The organism is Stenotrophomonas sp. 3diitr2024 (assembly GCF_042136455.1).
Taxonomy (GTDB): Bacteria; Pseudomonadota; Gammaproteobacteria; order Xanthomonadales; family Xanthomonadaceae; genus Stenotrophomonas; species Stenotrophomonas sepilia.
Genome location: NZ_JBHHMJ010000725.1, coordinates 1 through 18,829 on the forward strand (window position 1 = coordinate 1; position 18,829 = coordinate 18,829).

The following is an 18,829-nucleotide window of genomic DNA, read 5'->3' on the forward strand; positions in this document are numbered from 1 at the left end:
GCCGGCCAGCGGCCGGCACTACCCCTGCTGGCCGAGCGCGCGCAGCAGGCCGCGGGCCTTGGCGCGGGTCTCGTCCAGTTCCTTGTCCGGGTCCGAATCGACCACGATGCCGGCGCCGGTGCGGAAGCTCACCTCGTGGCCATCCACTTCGGCGGTACGGATCAGGATGTTCAGGTCCAGGTCGCCATCGCGGTTCAGCCAGCCGAACGCGCCGGTGTAGGCACCGCGCGGCACCTGCTCCAGTTCGCTGATGATCTGCATGCATCGCACCTTGGGGCAGCCGGTGATGGTGCCACCCGGGAACGTGGCGGCGATCACCTCGCCGGGCGTGACCTCCGGGCGCAGGTGGCCGCTGACATTGCTGACGATGTGGTGCACATGGGCGTAGCTCTCCACCGTCATCAACTCATCGACCACCACGGTGCCGGGCAGGCAGATGCGGCCCAGGTCGTTGCGTTCCAGGTCGATCAACATCACGTGCTCAGCACGCTCCTTGGGGTGGCCGACCAGCTCCCGGATGCGCGCGGCATCATCGTCCCCCTCGAAGCGCGGACGCGTGCCGGCAATCGGACGGGTCTGCGCGTGGCCGGCATGCACCGACACCAGCCGCTCCGGCGAGGAACTGACCACATGGCGGCCGTGCGCGCTGAACAGGCCGGCGAACGGTGCCGGGTTGGCACGACGCAGCTGCGCGTACAGCGCCTGCGGCTGGACCGGCGCAGCGAACTGCGCGCTCCAGCGCCGCGACAGGTTCACCTGGAACACATCGCCGGCACGCAGGTAGTCGATCACCCGGCGCACGCCGTCGGTGAAGCGCTGTGGCGCATCCTCGCCCACCGACTGCGGCGGCTGCCAGCCCTGCCCGGCCTCCGGCAGTGCCTGCGACGCCATGGTCACCAGCGCCTCCAGCAGGGCCTGCTCACCGGCTTCGGCGATGACGAAGCTGGCGTCGTTCTGGTGGTCGTGCAGCACCGCAGCCGGGCAGCGCAGCGCCAGCGCGGTCGGGCGGCCGTCCTCGCGCGCGCGCGCCGGCAGCACCGGTTCAATCTGGCTGGCCACTTCGTAATCGAGCATCAACGCCCAGCCGCCACGGAACGGCAGGCTGTGGCTGCCGTCGTGCGGCAGGCGTTCGTGCTGCCAGGCACGGTCCAGCACCTGCAGGAAGCTGCCGGCGTGTACCGCGTCGTGCTGGTCGCGCACCTGGCCATCGGCATCCAGCCGCAGGCAGTCGCCCTGCGCGGCCAGCAGCAGGCTCCAGCGGCCCTGGGCGGTGCCCGAGGCGGTGGATTCCATCAGCAGCGGGAAGCGTGCCGGGTCGTGCTGCTGCAGGGCCAGCAGATCGATCGGGTGCGGCAGCGGGTGGATCAGCGGTGCGTGGGTCATGATGGCCAGTTCAGGGATTCAGATGCACGGAAGCCGCCTTGCGGCGGCCTCCTCGTGCGTAATGCACGTTCAGTCGAGCATGGCCCGACGCTACAACCCGGTCAGACGCGCTTGAAGATCAGCGTGCCGTTGGTGCCGCCGAAGCCGAAGCCATTGGACATCACCACGTCAACCCTGGCCTGGCGTGCTTCGTTGGGCACGTAGTCCAGGTCGCAGCCTTCGCCCGGCTGCTGCAGGTTGATGGTCGGCGGAATGACGTTGTCCTGCAGCGCCATCACCGAGAAGATCGCTTCCACGCCGCCGGCCGCGCCCAGCAGGTGGCCGGTCATCGACTTGGTGGAGCTGACCATCATCTTGTAGGCGTGGTCGCCGAAGGCGGTCTTCATCGCCATGGTCTCGCCCAGGTCGCCCAGCGGCGTGGAGGTGCCGTGCGCGTTGAGGTAGCCGACCTGTTCCGGGGTCACACCAGCGTCCTTCATGGCCATGACCATGCAGCGGGCGGCGCCTTCGCCGTTCTCGCTCGGGGCGGTCATGTGGTACGCATCGGAGCTGGCGCCGAAGCCGGCCAGTTCGCAGTAGATCTTCGCGCCACGCGCCTTGGCGTGTTCGTACTCTTCCAGGATCAGGATGCCGGCGCCGTCGCCCAGCACGAAGCCGTCACGGTCCTTGTCCCACGGGCGCGAGGCCTGTTCCGGAGCATCGTTGCGGGTGCTCATCGCCTTCATCGCGCAGAAACCGCCCAGTGCGGTCGGCGAGGAGCCGCGCTCGGCACCACCGACCACCATCACGTCGGCATCGCCGTACTGGATCATGCGCATCGCGGTACCGATCGAATGGTTCGAGGTCGCGCACGCCGACACCGCCGAGAACGACGGGCCCTTCAGGCCGGTGATGATGCTCAGCTGGCCCGGCAGCATGTTGATGATGGTCTTGGGCACGTAGAAGGGCGAGATCTTCTTGCCCTCGTGGAACTCGATGGTCTGCTCTTCGATACCGAGCAGGCCGCCGATGCCGGCGCCGACAATGGCGCCGATGCGCTCGGCATTGGCGTCGGTGATCTCCAGGCCCGAGTCGTGCAGGGCCATGAACGAGGCACCGAGGCCGTAATGGATGAACGGATCCATCTTCTTGGCATCCTTGCCGCTGACCCGGTACTTGCCGAACAGTTCGTTGTCGGCGGTGATGTCAAAGCCCTTGACCTCACCTGCAATCTTGGTGGTGAACCGGTCCAGGTAGGCATCGGCAACGTTGGTCAGCGGACCGATGCCCGAACGACCGTGGGTGATGCCTTCCCAGCTGCTGGCCAGATCATTGCCCAACGGCGAGACGATACCCAGGCCGGTTACGACGACGCGACGCTTCATTGCTGATTCTCCTGACCCGAAGGTTCAATCGGGTAACACGGTTTGCTTCGGTGTGATGCTCAAACACACGGGGCCGCAACTGCGGCCCCATGGGGTGCGGTGCGCGGCGAGCGGAGACCCGCGCGCGCACTGCCGTCTGACATCAGGCCTTGACGTGGGCCTTGATGTAGTCGATGGCGGCCTGCACGGTGCTGATCTTCTCGGCTTCTTCGTCCGGGATCTCGCACTCGAATTCTTCTTCCAGGGCCATCACCAGCTCGACGGTGTCCAGCGAGTCAGCGCCCAGGTCATCGACGAACGATGCGCTGTTGGTGACTTCTTCTTCCTTGACGCCAAGCTGTTCGACGACGATTTTCTTGACGCGTTCTTCGATGGTGCTCATGGGATCTCGCTCCAGATGGAGTTGTGGTTCAAAAGTGGTCGCCATCAAGGGCGATGGCCGTGGGATAGTGTAGTGGAAACCGGCGCGGCCTTGCATTGCAGCAAAAACCTCCGCAGATCAACCACTTGCGGCGCAATCCCTGCGCCCCTTGCTTACGGCATGTACATGCCGCCGTTCACATGGAGGGTTTCGCCGGTGATGTAACCGGCAGCCGGGCTGGCCAGGAACGCCACCGCATGGGCGATGTCCTCCGGCGAACCCAGGCGTTCGAGGGCGATGTCGTTGATCAGCGCGGTACGCGCTTCTTCCGGCAACGCCTTGGTCATGTCGGTGTCGATGAAGCCGGGTGCGACAACATTGACGGTGACGCCGCGCGAGCCGATTTCCTTGGCCAGCGACTTGCTGAAGCCGATGATGCCGGCCTTGGCGGCCGCGTAGTTGGCCTGCCCGGCATTGCCGGTCACGCCCACCACCGATGCGATGTTGATGATGCGGCCCTTGCGCGCCTTCATCATGCCGCGCATCACCGCCTTGCTGGTGCGGAACACGCTGGTCAGGTTGGTGTCGATGATCGACGCCCAGTCCTCGTCCTTCATGCGCATCAGCAGGTTGTCGCGGGTGATGCCGGCATTGTTGACCAGGATCGAGATCGGGCCGAATTCCTTGGCGATGCCATCGAGCACGCTGTCCAGCGCAGCGGCGTCGGTGACGTTCAGCGCGCGGCCGTGACCGCCGTGGGCGGCCAGGCGCTCACCGATCGCGGCGGCGCCGGATTCGGTGGTGGCGGTGCCGATGACGGTGGCGCCCTGGGCGGCCAGCAGATCGGCGATGGCGGCACCAATGCCACGGCTGGCACCGGTGACCAGTGCGATTTCACCCTGCAGGGGCTTGCTCATGTTGTTTTCCTCAGACGGGAGCGGCCGCCGCACCGTGCCGCTTGCAGCGGCCACCGGTACGGTCGGCAGGAAACAGGGAAGGTCAGGCCGACCATGCCTCGCGGGCGGCTTCAAAGTCGCCCGGCGTGGCCAGAGGACGGCCGTCGATGGCCTTGTCGATGCGCTTGACCAGGCCGGTCAGCACCTTGCCTGGGCCGCACTCGGCGATCTGGGTGATGCCACGGGCGGCCAGCGCCTGCACGCAACCGGTCCACTGCACCGGCTGGTACAGCTGCTGGACCAGCGCGGTGCGGATGGCGTCCACGCCGTCGTGCACCTGGGCATCGACGTTCTGCACCACCGGCAGCTGCGGCGCCTGCCAGGACAGGCCGGCCATCACTTCGGCCAGCCGGTTGGCGGCTTCGCGCATCAACGGGGTGTGCGAGGGTACGCTGACGGCCAGCTTGACCGCCTTGCGCACGCCCTTCTCGGCCAGCAGCGCCAGCGCACGGTCGACCGCGTCAGCGTCGCCACCGATCACGATCTGGCCCGGCGAATTGAAGTTGGCCGGCACCACCACCTGGCTGCCTGCGGCTTCGGCGCAGACATCCAGCACCAGCTGGTCTTCGGCACCGAGCACGGCGGCCATGGCACCGACACCGGCCGGTGCCGCTTCCTGCATCAGCTGGCCACGCAGGCGCACCAGGTGCGCGCCGTCATGCAGGCTCAGCGCGCCGGCGGCAACCAGGGCGGTGTACTCGCCCAGACTGTGGCCGGACAGCACCGACGGGCGCGGACCGCCCACGGCGTTCCAGGCGCGCCACACACCAATGCTTGCGGCCAACAGGGCCGGCTGGGTGTATTCGGTACGGTTGAGCATTTCCTCCGGGCCACCCTGGGACAGCGCCCACAGGTCGACGCCGGCACCATCGGATGCCTCGGTGAAGGCTTCACGCACCTGCGGGTGCAGTTCGGCCAGCTCGGCCACCATGCCCACAGACTGCGAGCCCTGGCCGGGGAAGACAAAAGCGAGGGTGGATACGGTCACGCGGTCATCCGCTTGCTGCAATCGAAGCGGGCCATGATAAGGGGGAATCCGCTGTGTCGTCTGTACGTGCGCGTATGCAGGCGTATGGAGGGCGGCCGGGCAAGCGCAATGGGGTCAGATCCCTTTTCCGCAGGAAAAGGAATCTGACCCCGATCAGCCATCAGCAGAACAGCTGCAGCACGTCCAGATCGCCGTCGGCGAGGAAATCCACGCACAGGCCCACCAGCATCAGCACGCCAGCAGTGCTGGCACCGTGGGTGATGAAGATCGAATGGGCCAGCGCGCGCGCTGAGCGGCCAAGCTTCATGCAGACCCTGGCCAGGCTGCGCAGGCGGCCACTGACCGCATGCACGTGCTCGCGCACCGGCGCCTGGACCTCGCCCATCGCCTCGGCCATCATCGCCTGCAGATGTTCAGGGCGATCAGCGTAGTACTTGGCCACGCCATAACCGAACATCAGCCAGTCGCGGGCCTGCGCTTCGGACAGGTCCATCACTTCCAGCGGATCTTCCTCGAAATCGATGAAGCCGACCTGCTGCCCATCCCAGGTGAGATTGCGCGGCAACGGCTGGCCGAAATAGGCGCCGCGCGCATGCGCTTGGGCAATGGCCTGCATCGCCGCCATCACCAGCCGATCACGACCGGCCTCATCCGCTTCACGCAGGCAGGTATTGAACGAGCTGCCGTTGTCGCCGATCACCAGCGCGGCATGGCCGGTGCCCAGCACGTCCGGCACGTTCACGCCTTGTGCCTGCAGCTCTGCAAGGCGGCGGGCCTCGGTTTCGCGCGCGGCGTCACCACCACGGTGCGGCGGCGGGCGCAGGGCATCGAGATGGAAACGGCGCGCAACAAAATTGAGCAGGCCCAGGGCCAGTGCTCGGCTTCCCTTGCCGTACTGCTTCAGCCAGGCACGTTGCCCTTCGATGACGATGGGCTCAACCATGACAGGTCCTCCTTAAACGCGTTACGGCCCCGGAGGGCCGTAACGACAAGACTTCACATTGTCGTAACTTGCACTATCAATAGCGCAGCAGGGCCGAACCCCACGTGAAGCCACCGCCGAAGGCTTCCAGCAGCAGCAGCTGGCCGCGCTCGACCCTGCCCGACCGCACGGCGGCATCGAGCGCCAGCGGCACTGAACCGGACGAGGTGTTGCCGTGCTTGTCGACGGTCACCACGACCTGGTCCATCGACATGTCCAGGCGCTTGGCGGTGGCTTCGATGATGCGCAGGTTGGCCTGGTGCGGAATCAGCCAATCCAGGTCGGACTTGTCCAGGCCGTTAGCGGCCAGGGTCTCGTCCACGACCGAGTCCAGCGCCTTGACGGCGTACTTGAACACGTCGTTGCCCTTCATGTTGATGGTGCCACCACCGTTGGCGCCGTCCTTGAAACCGCTCGAGACGCCAACCGGGTTCCACAGCAGCTCCTTCTTGCTGCCATCGGCATGCAGGTGGGTGCTGAGGATGCCGGTTTCTTCGTCGGCCTTGAGCACGACAGCGCCGGCGCCATCACCGAACAGCACGCAGGTGGTGCGATCGTTCCAGTCGACCATGCGGGTCAACGTTTCGGTGCCGATCACCAGCACGTGCTTGCAGTCGCCGGAGCGGATGAATTTGTCGGCCACGCCCAGCGCGAACACGAAGCCGGAACAGGCTGCGTTGACGTCGAAGGCGGGGCACCCGGCCACACCGAGCTTGGCCTGGATCAGGCACGCGGTGGACGGGAAAATAAGGTCAGGGGTGGTCGTGCCGACCACGATCATGTCGAGCTGCGAGGCATCGATGCCTGCGGCTTCAAGCGCGCGCAGGGCGGCGTTGTAGCCAAGGTCGCTGGTGGTTTCGCCTTCGGCCGCGATGTGCCGTTCACGAATTCCGGTGCGCGACTGGATCCACTCATCCGAGGTTTCGACCATTTTTTCCAGGTCGGCATTGGTCAGGACTTTCTCCGGCAAATAGCTACCGGTGCCCGCGATCCTCGAATAGATCCGCTTGCTCATCATGTTTCCTGTTGCGCGGGCCGCCGATCACCGGCACGCCCGGGAAAGAAGGCAAAGGCCGCTGCCCGGAGGCAGCGGCCTTCCCGGCACATCAATCTTCTTCGACGGCCGAGGTCTTGGTCTGGATGACCTTCTTGCCGCGGTAGAAACCATCGGCAGTGATGTGGTGACGCAGATGCACTTCGCCGGTGGTCGGGTCGGTCGACAGCTGCTTGGCGCTCAGGGCGTCATGCGAACGGCGCTGGCCGCGGCGGGACGGGGTAACACGGGATTTCTGGACAGCCATGGGATTGCTCCAAACTCGGTTCGTTTTGCTTCGTCGTTTCGTCGCACAGGACGCCAGCGCCCAGCACACTTTTCGCTTTCGCCGCAGCCGCCGACGACAACCGGCTGCTATTGTTTCTTCAATGCCGCCAACGCCGCAAATGGGTTGGCCTTCTTTGTTTCTTCTTCGCTCGGTGCCCAGTCCTGATCGACTGCCTCACCGTCGGGCGACAGCGGCACCACAGGCACCGCCAGCACCAACTCGTCCTCGACCAGGTCCAGCGGACGCAGCTGGCCGTCTTCCGGCACCAGCAACGCCTCGTACTCCTCCGGCAGGGACGATTCCTCGTCCTCGTCGCGGATCAGGCCAAGCCTCTGGGTCACCTTCACCGGCAACAGGAATCGCTGCATGCTGCGCTGACACGTCAGCGGCAACGCGGTGTCGATGGTCAGTTCCACATAGGATACCCGCAAGACGTCGTCGCGACCGAATTCAAGCGAGTAGACACACTCGCCGTCGGTATCTGCGACCAACCCCTGCAGGCGGGTCAATTCAGCCAGGGAGACCTGACCGTCGAAGCGCCTTCGCGCTACAACCATCCGCCAGGCATCCAGCGTTTCGGGCACGTTCGCGGACATAAGCCGCTGAATACTAAGGATCGCACCGCCCGCTGTCAAATGCCCGCCATACAGGACTTGCTGCTGGCGTTGCCGGCGGGCCAGACTGCCGCGCCCTGCCTCGGTATTCTCGCATGTCACTGGTCCTGGCCTCCACCTCCCGCTACCGTCGCGAACTGCTGCAACGGCTGGGCCTGCCCTTCGACTGCGCACGCCCGGAGGTGGATGAAACACCGTTGAACGGCGAGGGCCCGATGGCCCTGGCCACGCGCCTGGCCGCCGCCAAGGCGGCCGATGTCGCCGCGCGCCATCCGGGTGCCTGGGTGATCGGCTCGGACCAGGTGGCCGACCTGAACGGCCAGCCGCTGGGCAAGCCTGGCACGGTCGAGGCGGCCTATGCGCAGCTGGTGGCGATGTCCGGGCAGACGGTACGCTTTCACACGGCAATCAGTCTCAGACGGGATGGAGAATCCCTCGCCGCCCTGGATCTGACCGAAGTGCACTTCCGCGCGCTGGACTCGCAGGAGATCGCCCGCTACGTCGCCACCGAGCAGCCACTGGACTGCGCCGGCAGCTTCAAGTGCGAGGGCCTGGGCATCAGCCTGTTCGAGGCGATCGACAACCGCGACCCGACCGCGCTGGTCGGCCTGCCACTGATCGCGCTGTGCGGCCTGCTGCGCAGGGCCGGATTCGCGGTGCCGTGAACGGTAGAGCCGAGCCCATGCTCGGCTGCTTTTTTCGAGGCTGCCTGCCATCTGAATCGGACGCAGCCGGGCATCGGCTCGGCTCTACAGGACCAGAGGACCTCAACGAACCTCGAACGGTTGCTCCTGCCACGCCTCCACGCTGCCATCGCGCCCGTGCAGGCGCAGGCCGAGCCAGTGCCGGCCCGGCGCCAGCGTAGTGGTGTCCAGCGACGCGTCGAAGCCCACCGCCGGATGCTGCGGATCGGTACTGTCCGGCCAGGCGGGGCGAATGTCGAACACGCGCCCGTAACGCGCGTCACCGATCGAGCGGCCATCAACCAGCACTTCAACCCGCGCCAGCCCGACCCCATCCTTGAATGCCCAGCCCTTGATGGCGAGCGTTCCGGAGACCTTTTCACCGTTGGACGGCGCATCCAGCCAAGCCATTGAGGGCGTTACGCAGGCCCCCTGTGCACGCTTGGCCGGCAGCCGGAACAGCAGGAACCGCTGGAAGCCATGATCGCTGCTGACCACGCGTGGCGCCGGCAACGGCCCCACCTGCTCGCAGATGGTGTGATAGCGCGCCAGCAGGTCGCGGTAGCGCTGGTCACTGGGTGACAGCACCAGCAGCATCGGCACACTGCGCGGGCCTTCGTGCAGCAGGTCCCACTGCGCCAGCTGTGCGGTGCGCCCATGCTTGTCGTTGAGCGGATGTGGCAACACCTCGATATCGCCATTGCCCAGCTGGAAGCCCAGTTCGGCACCGACCTTGAAGTTGCCCGCCAGGACACGCGTACCCGGTGGCATCTGCCGCAGCTCGTCACGCACCGCCACGGCCAGTGGCTGCCAGCCGGCAAAGTTGCGCGGGTAGTACTTGCTGCCGGCCATCTGCTCGCGAAGTGCCGGCGTGGACGCCATCAGGTAGTAGCCGAACGCCAGCACGGTACCTGCAGCGGCCAGCCACCAGCCGGTACGGCGCAGCCAGCGCGGCCAACCGTTGAGGACCACCGGCACGGCCACCAGCAGCGCCAGGTAGCCTGGCAGCGGCCAGTGGAAACTGATCCGCTCGACATCGGTGAAGAAGCCCAGCAGGAAGATGCCCAGCGTCGACACCCCGCCCACCAGGCCGAAATAGCGCCACTGCACCCGCGCCCCACCGCCACTGCGGGTACCCGCCAGGGCGACCTTCCACATCGCGATGCACAGGATCGGCGTCACCAGCATCGGCTGGATCACCAGGAACCACAGCCCCTCCCACTCGAACGTCCACGGGTGGCGCTCGACCACCTGGAACTTCAGGCCGGCGTCGTGGTTGTCGGCATTCCACGCCAGCAACGGCAGCCAGGCCAGCACGCCCACCGCCAGCGCCACCCATACGCGCGGGTCGGCCAGCATGCGACGGCCCTGCGGCAACGCCAGCAACGCAATGAAGCCGACACCGATGACACCAATGAAACGGTAGTGGCTGAGCGCACCGATCAGCAGGCCCAGCGCCAGCTTCATCGCCGAGGACGCGTCCACGCTATGCAGCAGGCGTGCACCTGCGTGCAGGCAGATCACCGCCGCCAGCGCCATCGGTACGTCCGGCACGGCCAGCAGGCCCAGCGTGGCCGACAACGGCATCAGCAGCGTCAGGCTGCCCGCCTGCCAACCGGCCACGTTGCCGAACCAGCGCGTAGCGATGCGCACCACCAGCAACGGCAGCAGCGCACCGATGGCCAGGAACGGCAGGCGCAGTGCGAGTACGTGATGGCCACCGATCTCCACGCCCAGGCGTGCAAGCCAGGCGGTCAGCCCCGGCAGGTCGGAATAGGCAGCGGCCAGGTGCTGGCCTTCCTGCCAATAGAACGCCTCATCGACGAACAGCGGCAGGCGCGCAGCCACCACCAGCTTGGCCGCTGTGATCAGCGTCCATAACCAGAGAAATATTGTCCGCGCGCGCTGTTCGCCTTGCATTGCTCTATGGATAATCGAGTGGATTCCAGACCTGAGACGATCATGCCAGCCTCGTCCCCCAATCCCAGCATGCTAACCGATCAACTGCGCCAGGCCCTGCGGGAGGCACAGGATCAGGTGAACGCACTGGTGCTGGGCAAGGTGCCGGAAGTCAGGCTGGCCTTTGTCGCCCTGCTTTCTGGCGGCCACCTGCTCATCGAGGATCTGCCCGGGCTGGGCAAGACCACGTTGGCGCATGCATTGGCCAGCAGCCTCGGCCTCAGCTTCCAGCGCGTGCAGTTCACCTCTGACCTGCTGCCGGCCGATGTACTTGGCGTTTCGGTGTACGAGGCCGGCAGCCGCCAGTTCCAGTTCCATCCCGGCCCGGTGTTCACCCACGTGCTGCTGGCCGATGAGATCAATCGTGCACCGCCGCGGACACAGAGTGCGCTGCTGGAAGCGATGGCCGAGCAACAGGTCACACTGGATGGACAGACACATCCACTGCCCGACCCGTTCTTCGTGATCGCCACGCAGAACCCGGTCGACCTGTCCGGTACCTTCCCGTTGCCGGATTCGCAGCTGGATCGTTTCCTGCTGCGCCTGGCGATGGGCTACCCCAGCGCGCAGGCCGAGCGCGAGCTGCTGCGCGGCACTGATCGCCGCGACCTGATCGCACGCGCGCTGCCAAAGCTGGACGACACCCAGGTGCGTGCATTGCGTGAAGCGGTTGACCAGGTGCATGCCAGCGACGCGTTGATCGACTATGTGCAGGCGCTGCTGACCCGCAGCCGACACCATGCCGGCGTGCGCGTAGGCCTGTCACCGCGCGCGGGACTGGCCCTGCTGCGTGCCGCCAGGGCACATGCGCTGCTGCTCGGCCGCGGGCATGTGGTGCCCGAAGACGTGCAGACCCTGTTCGTGGCGGTGGCCGGCCATCGTCTGGTGGCCGAAGCCGAATCCAGCTCCGGGCCGGCGCTGGCGCGGGCGATCCTGCAGACCGTCGCGGTGGACTGAAGGTGGCCACACGCTGGGCACGCATGCAGCTGCTGGCACGCCCCCGCAGGCCCGAAGCCCTGCCGCAGCGACTGGACCGCCATCGCATCTATGTACTACCAACCCGCTTTGGCCTGTTCGTCGCCACCCTGCTGTCGGCGATGCTGCTGGGCGCATTGAACTACAACAACAACCCGGCCCTGCTGCTGGCGCTGCTGCTGGCCGCGGCAGCGATCGCCAGCGCCATCGCCGCGCACCTGCAGCTGTCCGGCATACAGATCGATGCAATCTCCGCCGAACCGGTACCGGCCGGGCATCCCCTGCGCCTGCGCGTGGACCTTTCGTTGCGCGACCCGCGCGCGCGCCACGGGCTGCACCTGCAGCTGGGCGCAAGCGAGGCCTGGGTTGCACTGCCTGCACACGGTCGCGGCGAAGTGGAGCTGGATGTTCCCAGCGAGCGGCGCGGCTGGCTGGAACTGCCCCGCATCCGCCTGTCGAGCACGCAGCCGCTGGGACTGGTGCGGGCATGGTCGTGGGTGTGGCCGGAGCAGCCGCTGCTGGTCTATCCACTTGCCGAGGCACTGGCACCGCCGCTTCCGGAACGTGGCAACGACCCACTGCACACCCGCGCCCATGCCAGTGGCGATGAGCTGCACCAGTTGCGCCCCTATCGTGCCGGCGATGCCCCGCGCAGCATTGCCTGGAAACACTCGGCGCGCCGCGACAGCCTGCTGGTACGCGAATACGAGAAGCCGATCGGCATCGAAGTGGTGCTGGACTGGCGCACGCTGGCGGCGCTGGGCCATGAAGCGCGCATCGCGCGACTGGCACGCTGGGTCGACATGGCCGAGCGCGAAGGCCGTCGCTATACGCTGCTGCTTCCGGCCCATCCGCCGTTGGGACCCGGCCAGGGCGCCAGCCACCACCACCTGTGCCTGCGCGCACTGGCATTGATGCCCCATGACTGAGCCTGCCGTCCTGCTCGACCGCAACGCCCGCAGCTGGACCCTGGCCAGCGCAGCGCTGGCGCTGCTGCCACTGCTGCTGCAGCTGCCACCGGTGCTGGCCGGCGTGATCGCGATCACTGCGGTGCTGACCGCTGCGCTTTCGTGGCGGCGGGTGCTGCCGATGCCGGTTCGCCTGGTGCTGGTGCTGGCCATGCTTGCCACCATCGTCTGGCAGATGGGCATGGTGCGCCCGGGCCGCGATACCGGCTGCGCATTGCTGGCGGCGATGCTGGCGATCAAGTCCAGCGAACTGCGCAACCTGCGCGATGCGCGCAGCCTGCTGGGCTTCGCGTTGTTCTCGCCGTTCGCCGCCTTCCTGCTCGACCAGGGGCCGTTGACCACCGGGCTGGCAGCGCTGGCCGCAGTTGCCGCACTGCTGGCCCTGCAACGCCTGGCCCTGGACGAGGGCCACAGCCCTCGACTGCCGCTGCGCGGACAACTGCGCAGTGTCGGCCGCCTGCTGGGGATCGGCCTGCCACTCGCGCTGGCCTGCTTCTGGCTGTTCCCGCGCTTGTCCACGCCGCTGTGGGGCGTACCCGAGCGAGCGGTGGGCACACCGGGCCTGGCTGACAGCATGGCGCCGGACCAGTGGCTGGACCTGATGGCCGACGACACCCCGGCGTTGCGCGTGCAGTTTTTCGGCGCGGTGCCCGAGCCTGCGCAGCGCTATTGGCGCGGCCCGGTGCTGACGTCGTTCGACGGCCACCGCTGGAGCCGCGATCGCGCGACGGCCGGACGCCCCGCACCGGTGGTCGAAACCGCCGCACAGGGTTGGGACTACCAGATCGACTACGAGCCCACCGACCGTCGCCTGCTGGTGGCACTGGACCTGCCCAGCCGCGCACCGGAGGGCAGCAGCTTCGATGCCGACATGAGCCTGCGCAGCGACCGCACGCTGTCCGCGCTCAGCCGCTGGCGGTTGCATTCGGCGCCGCCGCAACGGTTCGACACCGATCTGTCGCCCTACCTGCGCCGCGCGGCGCTGCAGCTTCCGCCCGGCTTCAATCCGCGCACCGCCCAGCTCGCGCGGCAATGGCGGCAGGAGGCAGGCAGCGATGACGAGGCCATCGTCCGCCGTGCGCTGCAATGGATCACCCGCGACTTCTCCTACACGCTGGATACACCGGTGGCGGGGCGCGATCCGGTCGACGATTTCCTGTTCAACTACAAGGCCGGCTTCTGCCAGCACTTCAGCTCGGCCTTCGTAGTGCTGATGCGCAACGCCGGCATTCCGGCCCGGGTGGTGACCGGCTTCGCAGGCGGTACCCGCAACCGCATCGGCGACTACTGGGTGGTGCGTCGCATGGATGCCCACGCCTGGGCCGAAGTCTGGCTGCCGCAACGCGGCTGGGTGCGGGTCGACCCGACCGCGGCCGTGGCACCGGAACGCATCCTGGACACCCTGGACGACCGCCTGCGGGCCGGCACCGATACCCCGCTGCAACAGCGCTGGCTGCAGCTGGGGCAGATGGGTGACTGGCTGCGGCGCGGCTGGAACGACCTGGTGCTGTCCTTCGATGCACGCCGCCAGCAGCAACTGCTCAAGCCGTTCGGGCTGGATGACCTCGGGCCGGCGCAGCTGGTGACCGGATTCGTGGTCGCCGCCCTGCTGGCACTGGCGTGGATGGCCTGGCTGCTGGCCCGCGGCGAGCGCGAGCGCGACCCGCTGCTGCGCGCCTGGCACCGGCTCGGGCGGCGGTATGCGCGCCTTGGCCTGGCCCGCGAACCGCACGAGACCGCACAGGACTGGGCACAGCGGGTTCACCGGCAGCGACCCGACCCGACCCTGCTCGCGCTCAGCCAGCGTTTCGCCGACGCGCGCTACGCTGGAACTTGCACCGACCTCGCTTCATTATTGCGGGACCTGCGCAGGCATCGCCCGACTTCCGGAGCCTCCCCATGAACACCAAGTTCCTCCTCACCGCTGTGGCCACGCTGGCCCTGTCGGCCTGCGCCACGGCCCCCAAGCCGCTGCAGGGACAGTTCAGCCTGGTTTCCCCGCGCGACTCGGTCGCCACCCAGCAGGTCGGTACGCCGGTCCGATGGGGCGGCCGCATCATCGAGACCAAGCCCGGCCAGGGCGAGACCTGCTTCCAGATGATCTCGCGCCCGCTCAACGCCAGTGGCCGCCCGAACACCACCTCGTCCGACGCCAGCGACGGCCGCTTCATTGCCTGCCGCGCCGGTTTCTACGACCCGGCCGTGTTTGAAGCCGGGCGTGACGTGACCTTCATCGGCAAGATCGACGGCTACCAGAACACCCGCATCGGGGACTACGACTACCGCCTGCCGAAGCTGTCGGCCGATGTGATCTACCTGTGGCCGGAACAGCGCCAGGTCGATGTGGTGCCCTACCCCTATGGCCCGTGGGGCCCGGGTCCGTGGGGCCCGTACTGGGGTGGCTACGGCCGTTGGGGCTGGTGGTGATCGCCACCCAGCCCGCATGATCGGAAAAGGCCGCCTTCGGGCGGCCTTTTTCATCCACGCATGCGTGGACAGGGCTTCAACGCCCCGGCGTACCGAAATGCCCCAGCGGCGCGCCGGCCAGCAGGTGCATGTGGATGTGGAACACGGTCTGCCCGGCGTGCTCGCGGCAGTTCATCACGATGCGGTAGCCGTCCTGCGCGAAACCCTCGCGGCGCGCGTATTCGGCAGCGGCCAGGGCCAGCTTGCCGACCAGGTGCGCCTGCGACGGCTGCAGGTCGTCCAGGGTCGGGATGATCTCGTTCTTCGGAATGAACAGTACGTGCACCGGCGCCTGCGGTGCGATGTCCTTGAAGCCCAGCACCTCGTCGTCCTCATAGACGATGGTGGCCGGGATCTCGCGACGGATGATCTTGCTGAAGAGGGTTTCGTTGCTCATGGTCGGCCTCGGCGGGAGTGTCTTCCGCATTGTAGGCCGGCCGCGCCGGGCGATGCCCGGGTGGTGCTCAATCACGGAATTCGCTGCGCGTCCCGAACGCGTGCGACAGCGTGCCGCGGTCAACGTATTCAAGCTCGCCGCCAAGCGGCAGGCCCTGTGCCAGCCGGCTGGGCCGCACCTTGCGCGCGCGCGCCAGCTGCGCAAGGTAATGCGCGGTGGCTTCGCCTTCGACGGTGGCACTGGTGGCGATGATCAGCTCCTGTACCTCACCTTCGGCCAGCCGCTGCTCCAGCTGCTCCAGGCCCAGCTCGCGCGGGCCGACACCATCGAGCGGCGACAGCCGGCCCTGCAGCACGAAGTAGACACCGCGAAAACCCGTCGCGTTCTCGATCGCGAGACGATCGGCCGGCGATTCGACCACGCACAGCTGGCTGCGCTCGCGGCTGCTGTTGGCACAGGTCGGGCACAGCTCGGTTTCGCTGAAGTCGCGGCACTGCGCGCAGTGGCCGATACGCTCCACCGCCAAGGCCAGCGTTTCGGCCAGGCGCTGGCCGCCTTCGCGCTCGCGCTCGAGCAGGTGGTAGGCCATGCGCTGCGCCGTCTTCTGGCCTACGCCAGGCAGCACCCGCAGTGCGTCGATCAATTGTTCAAGCAGGGGTGCGGACACGGCGGCGTGCTTTGATGGCGCCGAGCGAGCTCGACGGCTACAGATTCTGTGGCACCCGCTTGCACGGATGCCACGCTGGCAATCAGAACGGCAGCTTCATGCCCGGCGGCAGCTGCATGCCGGCGGTGGCCGAACCCATCTTCGACTTCGACTCGGCATCGATCTTGTTCGAGGCATCGTTGAAGGCGGCGGCGATCAGGTCTTCCAGCATCTCCGGGTCGCTGGTCAGCGACGGGTCGATGCGCACCTTGCGGCATTCCTTGGCGCCGGTCAGGGTCACGCTGACCATGCCGCCGCCGGCACTGCCGGTCACTTCGATCCTGGCGATTTCTTCCTGGGCCTTCTGCAGGTTTTCCTGCATCTTCTGGGCCTGCTGCATCAGTTGGGCGATGTTGCCGCGCATAGTCTCTTACTCGTCAAAAGAACGGATGGAATCGGAAACAACCCGGGCACCGTGCTGTTGGATCAGCACCTGCACTTCCGGGTCATCCATGAAAACGGCCTCTGCCACCTGCTGCCGCTCGCCACGCTGGCGGTCGGCACGCTGATGCAGGGTCTCGGCCGGAACGTGTTCGGTTTCCACGGTCTCGACCACGATCTTCGGCGCCTGGCCCAGGGCCTTCTCCAGCATCTCGCCCAGGGCAGCCAGCGCGCGCTCCGAGCGCAGGTACTCAAATCCGGGCGAAAGGCCCAGTTTCAAGGTCCCGTGCTGGCAGCTGATGAAGGCGGCGTTGGCAGCCAGCTGCCGCGAGGGGCCGCTGAGACCGCTGTTGGCGACCAGGTCCAGCCAGTCTTCGGCAGTGGCCAGCTCGCTGACACCTTCCTGCGGTGCGGCCTCACGCGCCGGAGCCGGTTCGGCCGGCGCAATGGCAATACCTTCGGCGCGGAACGAACGCTCCGGCGGCGCAGGCTCGCCTGGATCCGCGGCAGGAGCCGGCGGTTCATGCCAGGGCGCGACCATGGCGGCATCCGGGCCGGCCATCTCGGCCGCCAGAGCCCCATCCCGCGCCTCGGCTTCGTCGGTGGCCCACGGCGGCAGGTCATCGCTTGCCTCTGCAGCGATGGCAGGCGCCAGCGCCTCGGCCTTCACCGGCGGCGGTGACACGGGCTCTTCCACCGGAACCGGCTCGGGTTCAGGCGTCGGATCCGGCTCCGGTTGCGGGGCCGGCTCGGGTTCGGGTTCAGGTTCGCGCGGTGCAGCCGCCGGAGCGGCCACCTGCGCCGCCACGGCCGGGCTGGCCGAAGCGACGGCAGCAGCCGGCGTCGCTTCATGGCTTCCGGCATGGGCGCCACCACCGGCAGCGTTGCCACCCGGCGTGCCTCCCACCGCACCGTCGACGGCCTTCGGCACCGGCGGTACCGCTGCGGCCGGGCGGAACGCCAGCATGCGCAGCACCGCCATTTCAAAGCCGGCGCGCGGGCTCGGCGCCAACGGCAGGTCGCGTCGACCATTCAGGGCCATCTGGTACCAGAGCTGCACCACTTCCGGGCGCAGGCGCTCGGCGAATGATGCGACATCCAGGCCTTCCGCGACGGCGGCACCCGGCACCAGCTGCTGCACCTGGATGCGGTGCAGGCCTTCGGCGAGCGCTTCCAGCACGCCACTCCAGTCCGGTGAGAATTCGGCCAACGCGGCCACCACCTGCAGCAGGCGCGGGCCATCGCCCTCGGCCAGCGCATCGAGCATCGCCGCCACCTGGGTGCGATCCACAGTGCCCAGCATGGTGCGCACCACATCCTCGCGCAGCGCGCCGCCGGCATAGGCGATCGCCTGGTCCAGCAGTGACAGGCCGTCACGCAGGCTGCCGTCAGCGGCCTTGGCCAACTGCACGATGGCGCTGCCGTCGGCCTCGATCTCTTCCGCCGCCAGGATGCGGGTCATCTGGCCCTGGATCTGGTCTTCGTCCAGGCGCTTGAGATTGAACTGCAGGCAGCGGCTGAGCACGGTGACCGGCAGCTTCTGCGGGTCGGTGGTGGCCAGCAGGAACTTCACGTGCTCCGGCGGCTCTTCCAGCGTCTTCAGCAGTGCGTTGAACGCCGCCTTGGACAGCATGTGCACTTCGTCGATCAGGTAGACCTTGTACTTGCCGCGCGAAGGCATGTACTGCGCGTTCTCGATCACCTCGCGCACGTCGTCCACGCCGGTGTTGGACGCGGCGTCGATTTCCAGCAGGTCGATGTAGCGACCGGCGTCGATGTCCAGGCAGGCGGCACACTGGCCGCACGGGTCGGCGCTGGTGCCCTGCTCGCAGTTCAGCGACTTGGCGAAGATGCGCGCGATGGTGGTCTTGCCCACGCCACGGGTACCGGTGAACAGGAACGCGTGGTGGACCCGGCCGCTGTCCAGCGCATTGCTGAGCGCACGGACCACATGCTCCTGGCCCACCAGCTCGGCAAAACGCTTCGGACGCCACTTGCGGGCAAGGACGAGATAGGACATCAGGCCACCGTTTTCCATCGGATGTTCCATTGTGCCATGCCTGTCCAGCCCCCTCGCCAACAATGCCCGTGGATGCGCCTCTGATCAGAGATGCTTGTGTCCGGCCGCGCCGCCCGCTAGAATCTGCGCCCCTGCTGAGGCGTTTGCCGATGGCAGGGATCCGGAGAGGTGTCCGAGTGGTTGAAGGAGCACGCCTGGAAAGTGTGTAAGCGTCTAAACCGCGCTTCGGGGGTTCGAATCCCCCTCTCTCCGCCAGACAAACGCAAAGGGCCGCCCACAGGGTGGCCCTTTTGCGTTTGTCTGG

Annotated in this window: 19 protein-coding genes and 1 tRNA gene; 6 read left to right on the forward strand and 14 right to left on the reverse strand. The window is 67.3% G+C overall.

Going from position 1 to position 18,829, the window contains the following annotated elements:
- Positions 1-18: 18 nt before the first annotated feature.
- From ABGA94_RS18890 to ABGA94_RS18930, 9 genes are all read right to left on the reverse strand, one after another.
- Positions 19-1,383: an aminodeoxychorismate synthase component I gene (locus tag ABGA94_RS18890; protein WP_065177974.1), complete on the reverse strand. Its 1,365-nt coding sequence runs from the start codon at positions 1,381-1,383 to the stop codon at positions 19-21.
- Between the two features lie 101 nt (positions 1,384-1,484).
- The gene (fabF, locus tag ABGA94_RS18895) at positions 1,485-2,747 is read right to left on the reverse strand and encodes a beta-ketoacyl-ACP synthase II (RefSeq protein ID WP_053499576.1); all 1,263 of its coding nucleotides are present in this window, start codon (positions 2,745-2,747) and stop codon (positions 1,485-1,487) included.
- Positions 2,748-2,889: 142 nt separating this feature from the next.
- Positions 2,890-3,129, reverse strand: coding sequence for an acyl carrier protein (acpP, locus tag ABGA94_RS18900; RefSeq protein ID WP_005415509.1), 240 nt, complete (start codon positions 3,127-3,129; stop codon positions 2,890-2,892).
- 152 nt (positions 3,130-3,281) lie between these two features.
- Entirely contained in the window at positions 3,282-4,025 is a 744-nt protein-coding gene (gene fabG / locus ABGA94_RS18905) for a 3-oxoacyl-ACP reductase FabG (protein WP_005408312.1), read from the reverse strand.
- 82 nt (positions 4,026-4,107) lie between these two features.
- Positions 4,108-5,052, reverse strand: a complete 945-nt coding sequence (gene fabD / locus ABGA94_RS18910) for an ACP S-malonyltransferase (RefSeq protein WP_005415507.1) — start codon at positions 5,050-5,052, stop codon at positions 4,108-4,110.
- Positions 5,053-5,212: 160 nt separating this feature from the next.
- The gene (locus tag ABGA94_RS18915) at positions 5,213-5,995 is read right to left on the reverse strand and encodes a hypothetical protein (protein ID WP_053499577.1); all 783 of its coding nucleotides are present in this window, start codon (positions 5,993-5,995) and stop codon (positions 5,213-5,215) included.
- A gap of 76 nt (positions 5,996-6,071) precedes the next feature.
- The gene (locus ABGA94_RS18920; RefSeq protein ID WP_014036188.1) at positions 6,072-7,049 is read right to left on the reverse strand and encodes a beta-ketoacyl-ACP synthase III; all 978 of its coding nucleotides are present in this window, start codon (positions 7,047-7,049) and stop codon (positions 6,072-6,074) included.
- 91 nt (positions 7,050-7,140) lie between these two features.
- A complete protein-coding gene (gene rpmF / locus ABGA94_RS18925) occupies positions 7,141-7,335 on the reverse strand; it encodes a 50S ribosomal protein L32 (RefSeq protein WP_005408308.1) in 195 nt (64 codons plus the stop codon).
- Between the two features lie 107 nt (positions 7,336-7,442).
- On the reverse strand, positions 7,443-7,952 hold the full coding sequence (locus tag ABGA94_RS18930; RefSeq protein ID WP_005415504.1) for a YceD family protein: 510 nt from the start codon (positions 7,950-7,952) through the stop codon (positions 7,443-7,445).
- 113 nt (positions 7,953-8,065) lie between these two features.
- On the opposite strand from ABGA94_RS18930, the gene ABGA94_RS18935 reads away from it, so the two are divergent.
- Entirely contained in the window at positions 8,066-8,635 is a 570-nt protein-coding gene (locus tag ABGA94_RS18935) for a nucleoside triphosphate pyrophosphatase (protein WP_095377032.1), read from the forward strand.
- 102 nt (positions 8,636-8,737) lie between these two features.
- On the opposite strand, the gene ABGA94_RS18940 is transcribed toward ABGA94_RS18935, so the two are convergent.
- On the reverse strand, positions 8,738-10,573 hold the full coding sequence (locus ABGA94_RS18940) for a glycosyltransferase family 39 protein (RefSeq protein WP_032953980.1): 1,836 nt from the start codon (positions 10,571-10,573) through the stop codon (positions 8,738-8,740).
- A gap of 42 nt (positions 10,574-10,615) precedes the next feature.
- Between ABGA94_RS18940 and ABGA94_RS18945 the strand changes: the two genes are divergently transcribed.
- Genes ABGA94_RS18945 through ABGA94_RS18960 form a run of 4 tightly spaced genes read left to right on the forward strand, consistent with a single transcriptional unit; the run spans position 10,616 to position 14,982 of the window.
- Complete coding sequence (locus ABGA94_RS18945; protein ID WP_005415501.1) at positions 10,616-11,569, forward strand: MoxR family ATPase; 954 nt, start codon at positions 10,616-10,618, stop codon at positions 11,567-11,569.
- A gap of 23 nt (positions 11,570-11,592) precedes the next feature.
- Positions 11,593-12,516: a DUF58 domain-containing protein gene (locus tag ABGA94_RS18950; protein ID WP_053499582.1), complete on the forward strand. Its 924-nt coding sequence runs from the start codon at positions 11,593-11,595 to the stop codon at positions 12,514-12,516.
- Complete coding sequence (locus ABGA94_RS18955) at positions 12,509-14,458, forward strand: DUF3488 and DUF4129 domain-containing transglutaminase family protein (protein ID WP_375367923.1); 1,950 nt, start codon at positions 12,509-12,511, stop codon at positions 14,456-14,458. Before ABGA94_RS18950 ends, ABGA94_RS18955 begins: the two co-directional genes overlap by 8 nt.
- On the forward strand, positions 14,455-14,982 hold the full coding sequence (locus ABGA94_RS18960; protein WP_005415498.1) for a Slp family lipoprotein: 528 nt from the start codon (positions 14,455-14,457) through the stop codon (positions 14,980-14,982). The genes ABGA94_RS18955 and ABGA94_RS18960 overlap by 4 nt, the downstream gene beginning before the upstream one ends.
- Positions 14,983-15,058: 76 nt before the next feature.
- On the opposite strand, the gene ABGA94_RS18965 is transcribed toward ABGA94_RS18960, so the two are convergent.
- The 4 genes from ABGA94_RS18965 to dnaX all read right to left on the reverse strand — a co-directional run bounded on the left by ABGA94_RS18965 (position 15,059) and on the right by dnaX (position 18,543).
- The gene (locus ABGA94_RS18965) at positions 15,059-15,418 is read right to left on the reverse strand and encodes a histidine triad nucleotide-binding protein (protein WP_005415497.1); all 360 of its coding nucleotides are present in this window, start codon (positions 15,416-15,418) and stop codon (positions 15,059-15,061) included.
- Between the two features lie 67 nt (positions 15,419-15,485).
- Complete coding sequence (gene recR, locus ABGA94_RS18970; protein WP_053499586.1) at positions 15,486-16,085, reverse strand: recombination mediator RecR; 600 nt, start codon at positions 16,083-16,085, stop codon at positions 15,486-15,488.
- An 82-nt stretch (positions 16,086-16,167) separates the two neighbouring features.
- The gene (locus ABGA94_RS18975; protein ID WP_019659509.1) at positions 16,168-16,488 is read right to left on the reverse strand and encodes a YbaB/EbfC family nucleoid-associated protein; all 321 of its coding nucleotides are present in this window, start codon (positions 16,486-16,488) and stop codon (positions 16,168-16,170) included.
- A 6-nt stretch (positions 16,489-16,494) separates the two neighbouring features.
- Positions 16,495-18,543, reverse strand: a complete 2,049-nt coding sequence (gene dnaX, locus ABGA94_RS18980; RefSeq protein WP_065197188.1) for a DNA polymerase III subunit gamma/tau — start codon at positions 18,541-18,543, stop codon at positions 16,495-16,497.
- A 144-nt stretch (positions 18,544-18,687) separates the two neighbouring features.
- Between dnaX and ABGA94_RS18985 the strand changes: the two genes are divergently transcribed.
- A tRNA-Ser gene (locus ABGA94_RS18985) sits at positions 18,688-18,780 on the forward strand.
- The last annotated feature ends 49 nt before the right edge of the window (positions 18,781-18,829 follow it).

Bases quoted from the DNA above. Each gene is read 5' to 3' on its own strand.
- ABGA94_RS18890 (WP_065177974.1), bottom strand. From the start codon at position 1,383: ATGACCCACGCACCGCTGATCCACCCGCTGCCGCACCCGATCGATCTG.
- fabF (WP_053499576.1), bottom strand. From the start codon at position 2,747: ATGAAGCGTCGCGTCGTCGTAACCGGCCTGGGTATCGTCTCGCCGTTG.
- acpP (WP_005415509.1), bottom strand. From the start codon at position 3,129: ATGAGCACCATCGAAGAACGCGTCAAGAAAATCGTCGTCGAACAGCTT.
- fabG (WP_005408312.1), bottom strand. From the start codon at position 4,025: ATGAGCAAGCCCCTGCAGGGTGAAATCGCACTGGTCACCGGTGCCAGC.
- ABGA94_RS18915 (WP_053499577.1), bottom strand. From the start codon at position 5,995: ATGGTTGAGCCCATCGTCATCGAAGGGCAACGTGCCTGGCTGAAGCAG.
- ABGA94_RS18920 (WP_014036188.1), bottom strand. From the start codon at position 7,049: ATGAGCAAGCGGATCTATTCGAGGATCGCGGGCACCGGTAGCTATTTG.
- rpmF (WP_005408308.1), bottom strand. From the start codon at position 7,335: ATGGCTGTCCAGAAATCCCGTGTTACCCCGTCCCGCCGCGGCCAGCGC.
- ABGA94_RS18930 (WP_005415504.1), bottom strand. From the start codon at position 7,952: ATGTCCGCGAACGTGCCCGAAACGCTGGATGCCTGGCGGATGGTTGTA.
- ABGA94_RS18935 (WP_095377032.1), top strand. From the start codon at position 8,066: ATGTCACTGGTCCTGGCCTCCACCTCCCGCTACCGTCGCGAACTGCTG.
- ABGA94_RS18940 (WP_032953980.1), bottom strand. From the start codon at position 10,573: ATGCAAGGCGAACAGCGCGCGCGGACAATATTTCTCTGGTTATGGACG.
- ABGA94_RS18945 (WP_005415501.1), top strand. From the start codon at position 10,616: ATGCCAGCCTCGTCCCCCAATCCCAGCATGCTAACCGATCAACTGCGC.
- ABGA94_RS18950 (WP_053499582.1), top strand. From the start codon at position 11,593: ATGCAGCTGCTGGCACGCCCCCGCAGGCCCGAAGCCCTGCCGCAGCGA.
- ABGA94_RS18955 (WP_375367923.1), top strand. From the start codon at position 12,509: ATGACTGAGCCTGCCGTCCTGCTCGACCGCAACGCCCGCAGCTGGACC.
- ABGA94_RS18960 (WP_005415498.1), top strand. From the start codon at position 14,455: ATGAACACCAAGTTCCTCCTCACCGCTGTGGCCACGCTGGCCCTGTCG.
- ABGA94_RS18965 (WP_005415497.1), bottom strand. From the start codon at position 15,418: ATGAGCAACGAAACCCTCTTCAGCAAGATCATCCGTCGCGAGATCCCG.
- ABGA94_RS18975 (WP_019659509.1), bottom strand. From the start codon at position 16,488: ATGCGCGGCAACATCGCCCAACTGATGCAGCAGGCCCAGAAGATGCAG.
- dnaX (WP_065197188.1), bottom strand. From the start codon at position 18,543: ATGGAAAACGGTGGCCTGATGTCCTATCTCGTCCTTGCCCGCAAGTGG.